Origin of the sequence: Streptomyces sp. NBC_01335, from assembly GCF_035953295.1 — a bacterium.
GTDB lineage: Bacteria > Actinomycetota > Actinomycetes > Streptomycetales > Streptomycetaceae > Streptomyces.
Window position 1 is genome coordinate 3474275 of record NZ_CP108370.1, and the last position, 12909, is coordinate 3487183.

A 12909-nucleotide genomic window follows, 5' to 3' on the forward strand; every position below is an offset into this window, starting at 1 on the left:
CATGGAGAAGGCATGGGCACATCCGCCCAGCTCACGGCATGTGCGGCGGAGCCCGCCGCACATCCGGGAGCACCGGTGACAACGAGCGTGAGGCGGGCACGAGGTGCGGCGGAGAACCGGTCCGGGGCGGGACGGACCGGCGGGCGGTGCTTCAGCCGGCCCCGGGTCGTCCGCCGTACGCACGCCTGATCCGGACGCCCGCTGGCTGGCGCTCCTGCTGCACGCCGCGTTCTTCCTGCTGCTGGGCGCCTCGCTCACCCGGTTCCTGATGCGCCACCCCGGCGAGGCCCGCACCCCGTGGGTCATCGCGCTGTCCCTCACCCTCGCCGTCGTCCACGCCCTCGGCCCGGTGCTCGGCTCGCGGCCCACCCCCCGCCGGTTCACCTGGCTCGCGGGGCTCGTCGCCGTCTGGATGGTGCTGGTCGTCCTCGCGCCGAGCTTCGCGTGGTGCGCCGTACCGCTCTTCTCCACCGGACTGCGGCTGCTCCCGCCTCGCGCCGCGCTCGTCCTGGTCTCCCTGCTCACCGCGTTCGTCGTGGCGGCGCAACTGCGGCTCGCCACCGGCTTCGACCCGAACCTCGTCCTGGCACCGCCCGCCGTCGCGGCCGTGGCGACCGCCGTCCTCGTCCACGTCCGCCGTCAGGCGGACCGCCAGCAGGAACTCGCCGTACGCCAGCGCGAACTCATCGAGGACCTGGTCCGTACGCGGCGCGAACTGGCCGCGACGGAACGCCGCGAGGGCACTCTCGCCGAGCGCCAGCGGCTCTCCATGGAGATCCACGACACCCTCGCGCAGGGCCTCTCCAGCCAGCGGATGCTGCTCCAGGCCGCGACACGTATCTGGGACACCGAGCCGGGCACCGCCCACGCCCACGTCCGTACGGCGGCCGGGATCACCGCCCGCAACCTCGCCGAGGCCCGGCGCTTCGTCCACGACCTGGCACCGGCCGACCTCGCGGAGGGCGCAGGCCTGGAGGCGGCCCTCCGCGCCCTCGCCGCACGGGCCACCGCGACGGGCGGGCCCGCCGTGCGCTGCCACGTGGAAGGCACCGCGCACAACCCGCTGCCGGACCGGGTGCAGTCGGCGCTGCTGCGCATCGCCCAGGGCGCGCTCGCCAACGTCGCCGAGCATGCCGACGCCACCACCGCCGCGCTCACCCTGACCCACCTGGACGATCGGGTGGTCCTCGACATCGCGGACGACGGCCGCGGGTTCGCCCCGGACGGACCTGCGGCAGCCACGGAGCAGCGGGACACTCCGATGCGCCGGGGCCACGGGCTGCCCGCGATGCGCGCCCGGGTACGCCAGCTCGGCGGACGGCTCACCGTCGAGTCCGCCCCCGGAGAGGGCACCGTGCTCTCGGCGGAGGTCCCGCTGCCGGACCCGGAGGTACCCGCCGCCCCCGAGGTACCCGGCCATGGTGGGGAGCCCGCCGGTCATGGGGCGCCCGCCAGCCCCGAGGAACCCGGCACACCCGAGGAGCCCGTATGACCCGCCGTACCGTACGCGTCCTGGTCTGCGACGATCACGCCGTCGTCCGCGCCGGGCTGCTCGCCCTCCTCGGCAGCGAGCCGGACCTGGAGGTCGTGGCCGAGGCCGGAAGCGGCGAGGAGGCCGTGGTCCTGGCCGCCCGGCTCGCCCCGGACGTCGTCCTCATGGACCTCCAGCTCGGCCCGGGGATGGACGGCGTCCAAGCCACCCGCCGGATCACAGCCGGAGCGGGAGCGAGCGACCGCGCGGAAGGCAGCGGCGCGGGAGGCAGCGGCGCGGAGAGCGTCGCGGGGCCCCATGTGCTCGTCCTCACGACGTACGACACCGACGCCGACATCACCCGGGCGATCGGCGCGGGAGCCACCGGCTACCTGTTGAAGGCGGAGCGCCCCGAGGAGCTGTTCGCCGCGATCCGGTCCGCCGCGCAGGGCCGCACCACGCTCTCCCCGCCCGTCGCGGACCGGGTGATGGCCCGGCTGCGTACCCCGCCACCCGCGCTCACCGACCGCGAGCGGGACATCCTCGGGCAGCTCGCCCGAGGGCTCGGCAACCGGGACATCGCCCGCGCGCTCTTCATCAGCGAGGCGACGGTCAAGACCCACCTGGGGCGCATCTACGACAAGCTGGGCGTCGAGACCCGCGCCGGAGCGGTCGCCAGGGCCAACGAGCAACGTCTGCTGCCCTGACCGGGGGCATCCGGTCCGAGGAAACCGGCCCCGGGGCGGTGGTGCCGCAGGTCACCCGGGGTCTGTCGTCCGGCCGTGCCGCCGCCCGCTCCCGGCATGACACCATCGAACCGTGCTCGACATCGGCTACTCCCTCTCTCGTCGCTTCCCCGACCCCCCGCAGACCGACTACCGCCGCGCGGACGTCCACGCGCTGCGGCACGACCTGTTCTCCGGGGACGTGTACCTCGCGGACACCAAGGCGGACCGCGAGGTATCCACAGCCTGGGGATGGGTGCCGGTGCTCGACTTCGCGTGGGCGCTCTGCGACATCGTCGAGCAGCTCGACCAGGACCCGCGCGGCAACCGCTCGCACAAGGAGCAGTACGCCGAGCTGGACTTCACCGAGTCCAGCGATCGCATGCTCTTCGCACGCCGGTTCGGCTGGGTGAACGTCGAGGCCGACTGGATGCACGCCGACGAACCTCCGCTCACTTTCGGCCACTCCCTGCTGCGCCGCGAGGCCCGCGACTTCCTCCAGGACCTGATCGCCGACCTCTCCGACATGCACGAGGGGCTCGCCGACAACCCGGTGATCTGGGACCTCCAGGCCCGCTTCCCCCGCCTCTGACCACGGGCCCACGCCTCCGGCACCATCACGCCTCCGGCAGGATCACGGCTCCACCCGGACCCCGATCTGCGCCGCGAACGCCGGGGCCAGGTCCATCAGCTGCACCGGGCTGATCACCGCGCCCGCCAGCCGCTCCACACCCCGCGCGATGTCCAGCTCGGCGGCGGGCCGCAGGTCCACCGAGTCCATCGTGACGTTGCTGAAGTCGGCCCGCCGCAGCACGCAGTCGCGGAACTCGACCCGTACCAGCCGGGCGTCCGCGAAGTCCGGCTCGGAGAGCACGCACCCCTCGAAGACGACGTCGGTGAGCCGGGCCCCGCGCAGGTTCAGGTAGTCGATCTTCCCGCCGCGCACCAGCACCCGTTCCAGCACCGCCCCGTGCATCTGCACCCCACCGAGGCGCGCGTCCACGATCTCCACGTCCCGCAGCGACGCCTCGGCGAGCTCGGTGGCCACGCCCCGTACGCCGGTCAGCACCGAGTCGAGGAACCGGGCCCGCACCAGCTCCGTACGGTCCAGCGCGCAGCCGTCCAGCGCGCAGTCCATGAACCGGGCGCCGCGCCCCGACTGGTCGGCGAGGTCCACGGAGGAGAACCGCAGCCCGTCGTAGTCGCCGTCCGCCTCCAGCTCGACGTCCTCGTACGGGGCGAGGGGCGGCAACCGCACCTCCGGCCGCCGCGCCGCCGCGATCTCCTTGCGCCCGCCGGCTCCCTTGCCGGTGCCGCCCCGGCTGCTGTTCCTGGTGTTGCTGTTCCTGCTGTTGCTGTTCCTGCCCGCGCTCGCCGCCATGGGCCCATCGTGGCGTACGGGACCGACAGCCCGGAGCCCCCCTCGCTTCCCTGCCCTCTGCCTTCCGCCCTGTGCCCTCTGCCTTCTGCGCTCTGCGCTCTGCCCTGTCAGTCCGCGCGGCGCAGGCCCACCGTGGACCAGCGCACGCCGGAGCGGCCGTGCAGGTCCGCGCGCCCGCCGACGTGGACCGCGCTCAGCCCCTGCCCCCTGGCGAGCCCGACGGTCTCGTCCACGGACACGTCGAACATCCGCCGGCCTGCCGGAACGGGCCCGTGCCGCAGGGTCAGGACCACCAGACCGCCCGGGGCCGTCACCCGGCCCAGCGTCTCCATCCCCGCCGCCCGCTCCCCGGCGTCCAAGTGCATCCAGACGGCGGTCAGCAGCACCAGGTCGAACCGCCGCCCCAGCGCCCGTACCGCCCGCAGCTCCGGCAGTTCGTCGTCCAGCCACTCGACCGGCCGCGCCGCATGGATCACCCGCCCCCGCTCCCGGAGTTCAGCCGTCGGCTCCACGGCGACCACCGCATGCCCCAGCGCCGCCGGCGCGGCGGCGTCCCGTCCGCTCCCCGCCCCGATGTCGAGCACCGCGCTGGGCCGTTCGGGGAAGAGCTCCAGCGCCTCGCGGTGCACTTCGGCGAAGGTGACGCTCTCGTACTGCTCCACCAGCGCCTCGGCCGCATCGGCGTAACCTGCGGTGCTCGACCTGCTGTTGGCCCCCGTCACGCGCCCGCTCCCTTTCCTTGGTCTTCTCGGGATCCGCGGTAGCCGGGTACCACCGGGCCCGAACGACCTGGTCGACCCGCATGGCCCGAATGGACCGATGAGTTCGACCGGCCGGCCGAGTCCCCCTACTGTGAGCGCCCCCGTTCGAGGAGCAACAGATGACCCAGCTTCTGCGCGTGCAGAACTTCACCGTGTCGAGCGACGGTATCGCCGCCGGCGAGGAACAGACCCTGGAGCAGCCCTTCGGCCATGTGGATCCCCAACGCCTCATGGCGTGGGCCGGGGCCACCGCGGGCTGGCCCAATCGCACCGACGGCAAGGGCAGCCGGGGCCTGGACGACTACTTCACGCGCGACTTCTCCCACAACATCGGTGCCGAGATCATGGGCCGCAACAAGTTCGGCCCGCAGCGCGGCCCCTGGACGGACCACGAGTGGCAGGGCTGGTGGGGCGGCGAACCCCCGTTCCACACACCGGTGTTCGTCCTCACCCACCACGTGCGCCCCTCGATCGAGCTCTCCGACACCACGTTCCACTTCATCGACGCCGACCCGGCCACGGCTCTCGCCCAGGCCCGCGAAGCCGCCCGCGGCAAGGACGTCCGCCTCGGTGGCGGGGCCACCACCATCCGCGAGTTCCTCGACGCCGACCTCGTGGACACCCTGCACGTCGCGGTCTCCCCGGTGAAGCTCGGCTCCGGGATCAAGCTCTGGGACTCTCCCGACGATCTCCGCGACCGCTTCCACCTGGACGTGGTCCCGAGCCCGAGCGGGGTGACCCACCACCTGTTCTGGAGGAAGTAGCGGGGCGGGGGACGGGGACGCTCCACGCCCTGGGCGCGGTGCTCGGCACGCCCAGGGCGGGTTCTGAGGCGCCGGCGTGGACGGGGCCCGTCGCTGTCCCAGGTTGGGCGGAGCAACAACCCGCGTCCCGGGTCGAGCCCCCACCGTCGTCCTAGGGTGTGTCTGACCATTCGCGTCGGATCAGCGGGCGGTGTCCGGTGCGGTGCGTCGCAAGGCGGAGGACCGCCCGAGTACGGGATGTACTCGGGCGGTCCGACAACGCCGCGAGGTGCCGTGCCGGGCGCCGACCGCCCGGCGGGAATGGTCAGACACGGCCTAGACCGTCTCCGACGACCCCAGCTCGGCCAGCGCCTCGTCCGTCAGCCGGTACACGGTCCACTCGTCCTGCGGGCGGGCGCCCAGGGACTCGTAGAAGCCGATGGACGGGGTGTTCCAGTTGAGCACCGACCACTCCAGGCGGCCGTAGCCCCGGTCCACGCAGGTCCGGGCGAGCTCGGTCAGCAGGGCCTTGCCGTGGCCGCCGCCCCGGCGCTCGGGGCGTACGTAGAGGTCTTCGAGGTAGATGCCGTGGACACCGCGCCAGGTGGAGAAGTTGAGGAACCAGAGCGCGAAGCCGACCGTCTCGCCGTCCTCGTCGGAGACCGCGATGTGGGCGTAGGCGGCGGGCCGTTCGCCGAAGAGGGCCTCGTGCAGCTGCTCCTCGGTGGCCTGCGCCTCGTCGAGCGCCTTCTCGTAGTCGGCCAGCTCACGGATCATGGCGTGGACGGCGGGGACGTCTGCTGCGGTGGCGGTGCGAATCATGGGGGCAGCGTAGACGGGGCGGGCAGGCGCGCCTGATGGCCGGGGGCGGCGAGGGCGGGGCTGTCCCGCGTTCGCGGGGAGCACACCCTCGCCGCCCCCGGCACCCCAGCGGCCCCGCCGCTCCGCGATGACCGAACGCCGACGCGTTCGTCACCCGGTGCGCGCGGGGCCGCCGGTGCCTCCGACTGCCGCGAGCCGGCCGTCGCGCAACCGCTGCCGGCAGCGCTACCGCACGGTCACCTCCACCCCGGCGCGCACGGACCGCGCCGGAAGGCTGACCGTGAGGGTGCCCGTGGCGCTGTCCCAGTGGTAGGCGTCGCGGGAGAGGCGCTTTCCGTGGGCGGTCACTTCGGTGGGGGCGTGGGTGGTGCCCAGGAGGGAGAGGGTCCAGCGGCGGTTCTTGACCTGGCCCTGGTAGGAGCCCTTGGCCGCGCCGATCGACACGGTCCTGAGCGAGCTCTTCCCGGAGCCCTTCCCCGAAGCCTTCTCCTTGTAGGTGACGGTCGTCGTGGCGCTCCGGGCCTTCGTCGTCGCGGTGGTGCCGTCGTCCTCGTACAGCTTGTACGAGCCGTTGGCGCCGGAGGCGATGGAGAGGGTGACGTCGGTCAGGGGGTTGCGGTCGTTGTCGGTGACGTTCTCGGTGCGGGTGGGCATGATGCCGCCGGACTTGATGAAGACGGGCATCGTGTCGAGGGTGGTGGCCACGTCCTGCGTGGTGCCGCCCTGGTAGGTCTTGCCGGTGAACCAGTCGGTCCACTGGCTGCCCGCCGGGAACCACACCGAGGTGGTGGTGGACTCGCCGGGCGTGGTCACGGGGGCGACCAGGACGTCGGAGCCGTAGAAGTACTCGCTGTCGGCCGCCGCGTAGGCCGCCGGCTCCTCCGGGTACTCCAGGTAGGTCGGGCGCACGATCGGTACGCCGGTGCGGTTCGCTTCCTCGGCGAGGGTGTAGGTGTAAGGCACCAGGTTCTCGCGGAGGTTGAGGAACGCGTCGGCCGACGTGCGGGCCGCCGGGCCGTACTGCCAGGGCAGCCGGTCGCTGTGGTTGCTGTGCAGGCGGTCGACGGGCTGGAAGGTGCCGAGCTGGACCCAGCGGGCGTACAGGTCGTCGGGGAGCTTGTTGGTGCCCTTCTCCGAACCGGCGAGACCCGTCGTGTCGACGTGTCCGCCGATGTCGTGGGTGATGGAGGCCATGCCGGTCGCCGCGGACTCGCCCGGGGTGTAGCCGACCTCGAAACGCAGCGTGCCCCAGGTGGAGAGGGTGTCACCGGTGAAGTGGAGGGTGGTGCGCTTGTCCGCCCACGGCCCGGTCGGCAGGGCCTGCTGGCCGCTGTACCCGCCGGCCTGGAGCGAGCCGTAGGCGCGGGACATGACGAAGCCGCGGCCGATGGCCGGGGCGGAGTCGTCGGCGTAACTCTGGTTGATCCACGCGTCGGGGGTCACGCCCCGCAGCGAGGACTGCGAGGAGTCGCAGCACCAGTCGAGCCACCAGAAGTCGACGCCCTGCTCGTCCATGGTCCGGTGCAGGTCCATGTAGGCCTTGAGCTGGTCCGCGTCGCCGAAGTCGAAGGTGTAGCAGTCGCTTCCGCAGGCGCCCTTGGCGAGCTTGCCCTTGGCGGTGGCCTGCGCCTGGGCGAACTGGGGGTCGGAACCCTGGATGCTCGGGTGCGTGTTGAGCGTGTTGTGCAGTCCCTGGGTGTCCGACCAGTTGAAGAAGCCCTCGGCGTCGGGGAACTTGTTCTCGTCGATCTCCCAACCGCGCCAGGTGTCACCGGCCTTGAAGTCGGTGTCGGTCACCAGGACGTCGAGCGGCACGCCCTCCGCGCGGAACGCCGGCAGGATCGTGTCCTGGTAGTCGGCGGCCGTACGGTCGAAGTACTCCGAGTACCAGACCCCGTAGGCCCAGGTGGGCAGCAGGGCGGGCGGCCCGGTCAGGGTGGCGAGGTCCGCGAGGCCCTGCTTGTAGTCGTGGCCGTACCCGAAGACGTAGCCGTCCTGGTAGGGGGCGCCGCCGTGCGCGGGGCGGGGGCGGACCTTCTTCGACGTGAGGTCGTACAGGGCCGACGGGGAGTCGTCGAGGAGGTACCAGCCGTCCTGGCTGAGCAGGCCCGGCGTGGTGGTGACGGGGGCCGGGTTGTCGCCGTTCACGCCGTCCAGGCCGCGGCGGTAGCCGCCGAGGGCGAGGTGCGGCTGCGGTGCGGCCGAAGTGGCGGAGGCCACCGAGAGGGTGTCGGCGTTGATGTGGCAGCTGCCGCCGTCGGGGCAGCCGAGGGTGAGGTCGTCGGCGCCCGCCTTGAGGGTGACGGGGACGGAGGCGGTCTGCCAGTCGTCCCAGTCCTTGGTGGCGGGGAGTTGGAGGGTCGCGGTCGACGGCACGGCCCCCTTGGCCGTGGTCGAGGCGGGGGAACCCGCCGACGCCCCGGTGCTCGTCACGGAGGCGGTGCGCGTCTGGTGGAGGCCGTCGCCGCCCTGGCCGTTGGCGTATCGCACCCGGAGCGTGTAGACGCCGTCGGCGGGGACGCCGACCAGGTGGGTGGTGAGGCTGGACCCCTGGTTGAGTTCGGCGACGAAGCCGTTGCCCGCGTACCCCTGGTGGTCCAGGGCGCCGGTGGCCGTACCGGCCGGCCGGGCGGACTCCGCCTCGCAACTCGTGCCGTAGAGACAGCTCTTGATCGCGGTGGTGTCGGCGGAGGGGTACGAGTCGTCGTCGGCCGGGAGCAGGGCGACGCTGTCGAGGTTCACCGAGCCGGAGTCCGAGGCGGTCCGGGTCAGCGCGACCGTGTGCTGCCCCTTGGTCAGCTTCAGCTGTGCGGTGGCCTCGGCCCAGGTGTTCCAGTTCGCGGTGGCGGGCAGCTCGACCTTCTGCGGGGTGCCGCCGTCGACGGAGAGCGAGAGGGTGCGGGTCTCCGTCTTGCCGTCGCCGCCCTGGGCATTGGCGTAACGCAGAGCGAACCGGTAGGCACCGTCGGCTGTGACATCGATGTCAGTGGAGACCGAACTGCCGGTCGCCTCGAAGCCCGCGGCAAAGGCTGCTCCGGTGTGGCCGGTGTGGTCGGACGCCGTGCCGAGACCTTCGAGCCGGAGGCCCTCCGCCTCGCAGAGCGCGCCGAGCTCGCAGACGAGCCGTTGCCAGGGGGCGGCGGTCACGGGCTGCTTGCCCGCGTCGAGCTGGAGGGAGAAGTTCTCGGCGTCGAAGGCCCCGGAGCCGACCCGGTAGCGCAGGGTCATCGCGCTCGTCCGGACGGTCAGCCAGCCGTCCTTCGTCCGCGCGGTGTAGGCGGTCGGCGTGAATCCGTCCCGCCCGATCGCGTTGAACGTCGGGTCGTCGGTGAACTTGCCGTCGCCCGCGTACTCGGTACGGACCAGGGTCGGCGAGAGGATCTCGAAGCGGGCACCCCCGGAGGTGACGGTCGGTATCCGGGCGCCGTGACTCCCGCCGGCGGTGGCGGTTCCCGCGCCGGCGGTCAGGGTCGTCGAGGCGGCCACGGCCAGGGCGGCGACGGCACCCACTCTCCGGCGCACACGCGGACTTCTGCCACGGCTCTTCGATGCGGCTTTCACACGCAACTCCGTTCTTCTGTCAGCCGGTCCACGGCACGTCCCCGCCGCGCCGACCATTTTTCCCACGTTGCAAAATCGACCACTCGGCATGCAGGAGAACACGCCGTCTCGCGCCGTGTCCATAACGCTGCACCGTGTGAGGGAAGTTGGATGCCGGAGTGGAGGGGACGCAGGCAACCCACCCGTGCGTGGATGCCAGTTGGCCGTACGGTGACCGGCTGTCACCGGCCCAGCAGCCGCCGGGCGATCTCGGCGTGGTCCGGGGCGAGGGTGTGCGTGCCCGGCCTGCTGTGCCAGAGGACGTTCTGGAGGACCCGGCCCAGGGTCCAGGCACGTGCCCGCTCCCGGTCGTAACCGGGGCCGAGCGCCTCGCTGAGGGCGTCGAAGCGCCAGAGGATCTCTTCGGGTCCGAAGCGGTTGTCGAGGGCGGGGAAGAGCTCGAAGCCGGGATCGCCCGCCAGGGGCTTCGGGTCCAGCGCGACCCACTCGTGCTCGCGCTCCGTGCCGGGGCGGCCGGCCAGGACGTTGTCGTAGTGCAGGTCCCAGTGGAGCAGCCGGTCGCCCGGTTCGCCGGCCACCTCGCGCAGCGCCGCCGCGCAGTCCGCGACCAGCCGCCGCTCCTCGTCGTCGGCGAGCACGGCCACCACGCGGGGCACCTCCGTCAGCATCCGTGCCGCCATGTCCGCCAGCGTGCGCAGCCCTTGCGGCGCGGGGACCGCCACCAGCCGGGCCAGCACCTCCCCGAGGACGCCCACCGCTTCCCGGGCGTCGGGGACCGCCGACAGGGGGCGGTTCTCGTCCAGGCGCTCCAGCAGCATCGCGCCGGTCTCCGGGTCGTGGGCGAGCAGCGCGACCGTCCCGGCCCCCGCCTCGCCCCACGCCCGCAGCGCGAGCGCCTCGCCCGCCGACTCCTCGTCCATCAGCTGGAGTTTCAGCGCCGCGGGGCAGTCGTCGACGGACCGGACCACCGGCAGGACCAGCGCGCACATCCCGTACATCGGCTGCCCGTCGACGCGCAGCCCCCACTCCCGGAGGTAGCGGGCGGCCAGCTCCGGCAGGGCGTCGGTGAAGGCCCTGCCGGCCGCGCCGTGGAACATGGTCTGGGTGGCGATCAGCTCTTCCGGGATGTCGATCACGCCACCGATCGTAGGACCGTGCGTCAATCGGGACCATGGAGCGAAACCGCCCGGCAGCCGCCGTCGCCGCCGCGATCGGCCGCTGGATGGCCCGATCCCCGGGTACGTACGTCTGGTTGACGGTCCTCCTCGTCACCTCCCACCTGCTGGGTCCGCTGCTGCCCGCGGCCGAGGAGTTCGTCCGGCTGCCCGCGCCCGCCGATCCGCACACGCTCGCGGACCGCCCGTCCCGGGTGTTCCTCGCCGGTCTGCTGTGGCTGCCGGAGGGCGGGCACTGGGTGCTCTGCGCGGTGCTCTTCACCCTCTTCCACGCCCCCGCCGAACGGTGGCTCGGAACCCTGCGGTGGTGTGCCGCGGTGGCCGTGGCGTACGTGCCCGCCGGGCTGCTCGCGGAGGCCGTGCTGCTCTGGGCGGCACGGCACGGGCACGCGCCGCTCTCCGCGACCAACTCCCTGGTGTACGCCACCGATCAGGGGCTCGCGGGGATCGCGGCGGTGCTCACCTACCGGCTGCCGCGCGTGTGGCGGTACGCGTACGCCTTCGCCGTCCTCGTCTTCTGCGGGGTCCCGCTGGGCGCCGGGCCGGACGTGACCGACCTCGGCCGGTTCGCGGCGGCCCTCGCCGGACTGGCCTGCTACCCGCTGACCCGGGGGCGCGGTACGGCCGGTGCGCGCCGCCCCCGCGCGACGGAACGGCCCGCGGCACAGTAACCTCCCGCATCGAGCGGCACTTTCCGTGAGTGCTGTCCCCCGACGACCCGGACAGCAGAGGCGACATGAGCAGCGGCAGAACCGCCGGAGCCGCCGACGGCGGCATATCGTTCTGGTTCGCGCGGGCGGGCATCCCCGCGCCCCGCGAGCCCCTGCCCGGCGACACCCACGCCGACGTGTGCATCGTCGGCGGCGGCTTCACCGGGCTCTGGACGGCGTACTACCTGAAGAAGGCCGTCCCCTTCCTCGACATCACCGTGCTGGAAGCCAGGTTCTGCGGTCACGGCGCCTCCGGCCGCAACGGCGGGCTGCTCTCCGGCACCGTCGCGGGCCGCGACCGCTACGCGCGGCTGCACGGCCACGACGCGGCGGTACGACTCCAACGCGCCATGAACGACACGGTCGGTGAGGTCGTCCGGGTCTCCGCCGAGGAGAACATCGACGCCGACGTCCACGCGGGCGGTGCCCTCGACGTGGCGTACACGCCCGCACAGCTCGCCCGGCTCAAGGACCACCACTCCGTGGAGATCGCGTTCGGCGAGCGGGACCGGGTGCTGTACGGCGCCCGCGAGACCGCCGAACGGATCAGGGTCAACGGCGCGGTCGGCTCCACCTGGACCCCGCACGGTGCCCGCCTCCACCCGGTGAAGCTGGTCACCGGGCTCGCGGCGGCCGTCGAGGCGCTGGGCGTCACCGTCCACGAGTCGACGCCGGTCACCGAGATCCGCCCCAAGCACGCCGTCACCCCGTACGGCACGGTCCGCGCCCCCTACGTGCTGCGCTGCACCGAGGGGTTCACCGCGAGCATCAAGGGGCACCGGCGCACCTGGCTGCCGGTGAACTCCTCGATGATCGTCACCGAGCCGCTGCCGGCCGCCCTCTGGTCCACGCTGGGCTGGGAGGGCCGCGAGGCCCTCGGCGACCTGTCGCACACCGGGGCGTACGCCCAGCGCACCGCCGACGACCGGATCGCGCTCGGCGGGCGGGGTGTTCCGTACCGCTTCGGTTCGCGGACCGACGACGACGGGCGCACCGGGCCCGCGACCGTCGAGGCGCTGCGCACACGCCTCGTCCGGCTCTTCCCCACCACGGCGGGCGCGGACATCGCCCACGCCTGGTCCGGCGTGGTCGGCGTGGCGCGCGACTGGAGCGCGACGGTCGTCCTGGACCGCTCCACCGGCCTCGGCTGGGCGGGCGGTTACGTCGGCTCCGGCCTCGCCACCGCCAACCTCGCCGCCCGCACCCTGCGCGACCTGATCCAGCAGGACTCCGGCCAGGCGGGCCCGACCGGGCTGACCGCGCTGCCGTGGGTGAACCACCGGGTCCGCCGCTGGGAGCCCGAGCCGTTGCGCTGGCTCGCCGCCCACGGCGCATACGCCGCCCAGCGCGCCGCCGACCGCCGGGAGGCCGCCTCCTCGCGCGCCGACTCGGACCCGCTGGCCCGGGTGGCGGACCGGATCGCGGGGAGGCGCTGAGGGGGCGCGCGGGGGCGGGGCGGGAGGTGTGGCGGGGGCGCGACGGGGAATCGGGCGCGCGGGGGCCGGTCCTCCGCCGCATGGTCTCCGGGCGTCGCGCGGCCTCCGGGTGCCGCGCGGCTTC

The 12909-nt window shown here is 73.3% G+C and carries 11 protein-coding genes; 6 read left to right on the plus strand and 5 right to left on the minus strand.

Annotated features, from left to right (window positions below; translation table 11 throughout):
• The first annotated feature begins 103 nt into the window (after positions 1-103).
• From OG599_RS14985 to OG599_RS14995, 3 genes are all read left to right on the plus strand, one after another.
• Positions 104-1492 carry a sensor histidine kinase gene (locus OG599_RS14985; protein ID WP_442809433.1) on the plus strand — a complete coding sequence of 463 codons (1389 nt, stop codon included), beginning with the start codon at positions 104-106 and terminating at the stop codon, positions 1490-1492.
• Positions 1489-2178 carry a response regulator transcription factor gene (locus OG599_RS14990; protein WP_327176479.1) on the plus strand — a complete coding sequence of 230 codons (690 nt, stop codon included), beginning with the start codon at positions 1489-1491 and terminating at the stop codon, positions 2176-2178. Before OG599_RS14985 ends, OG599_RS14990 begins: the two co-directional genes overlap by 4 nt.
• Before the next feature lie 112 nt (positions 2179-2290).
• Positions 2291-2788, plus strand: coding sequence for a hypothetical protein (locus OG599_RS14995; protein WP_327176480.1), 498 nt, complete (start codon positions 2291-2293; stop codon positions 2786-2788).
• Positions 2789-2830: 42 nt separating this feature from the next.
• On the opposite strand, the gene OG599_RS15000 is transcribed toward OG599_RS14995, so the two are convergent.
• Positions 2831-3478 (minus strand): pentapeptide repeat-containing protein, encoded by a 648-nt coding sequence (locus OG599_RS15000; protein WP_327180047.1) that lies wholly within the window; start codon positions 3476-3478, stop codon positions 2831-2833.
• Positions 3479-3684: 206 nt separating this feature from the next.
• Positions 3685-4299, minus strand: coding sequence for a class I SAM-dependent methyltransferase (locus OG599_RS15005; RefSeq protein WP_327176481.1), 615 nt, complete (start codon positions 4297-4299; stop codon positions 3685-3687).
• 158 nt (positions 4300-4457) lie between these two features.
• Here OG599_RS15005 and OG599_RS15010 point away from each other — a divergent pair, with 158 nt between their 5' ends.
• Entirely contained in the window at positions 4458-5102 is a 645-nt protein-coding gene (locus OG599_RS15010; RefSeq protein ID WP_327176482.1) for a dihydrofolate reductase family protein, read from the plus strand.
• A 315-nt stretch (positions 5103-5417) separates the two neighbouring features.
• On the opposite strand, the gene OG599_RS15015 is transcribed toward OG599_RS15010, so the two are convergent.
• The 3 genes from OG599_RS15015 to OG599_RS15025 all read right to left on the minus strand — a co-directional run bounded on the left by OG599_RS15015 (position 5418) and on the right by OG599_RS15025 (position 10561).
• On the minus strand, positions 5418-5903 hold the full coding sequence (locus tag OG599_RS15015) for a GNAT family N-acetyltransferase (RefSeq protein WP_327176483.1): 486 nt from the start codon (positions 5901-5903) through the stop codon (positions 5418-5420).
• A 225-nt stretch (positions 5904-6128) separates the two neighbouring features.
• A complete protein-coding gene (locus OG599_RS15020) occupies positions 6129-9425 on the minus strand; it encodes a TIM-barrel domain-containing protein (protein WP_327176484.1) in 3297 nt (1098 codons plus the stop codon).
• A gap of 260 nt (positions 9426-9685) precedes the next feature.
• Entirely contained in the window at positions 9686-10561 is an 876-nt protein-coding gene (locus tag OG599_RS15025) for an aminoglycoside phosphotransferase family protein (protein ID WP_442809678.1), read from the minus strand.
• 74 nt (positions 10562-10635) lie between these two features.
• Here OG599_RS15025 and OG599_RS15030 point away from each other — a divergent pair, with 74 nt between their 5' ends.
• Both OG599_RS15030 and OG599_RS15035 read left to right on the plus strand, forming a co-directional pair.
• Complete coding sequence (locus OG599_RS15030) at positions 10636-11310, plus strand: rhomboid-like protein (RefSeq protein WP_327176486.1); 675 nt, start codon at positions 10636-10638, stop codon at positions 11308-11310.
• 65 nt (positions 11311-11375) lie between these two features.
• Positions 11376-12785, plus strand: a complete 1410-nt coding sequence (locus tag OG599_RS15035) for an NAD(P)/FAD-dependent oxidoreductase (protein ID WP_327176487.1) — start codon at positions 11376-11378, stop codon at positions 12783-12785.
• Positions 12786-12909: the final 124 nt, after the last annotated feature.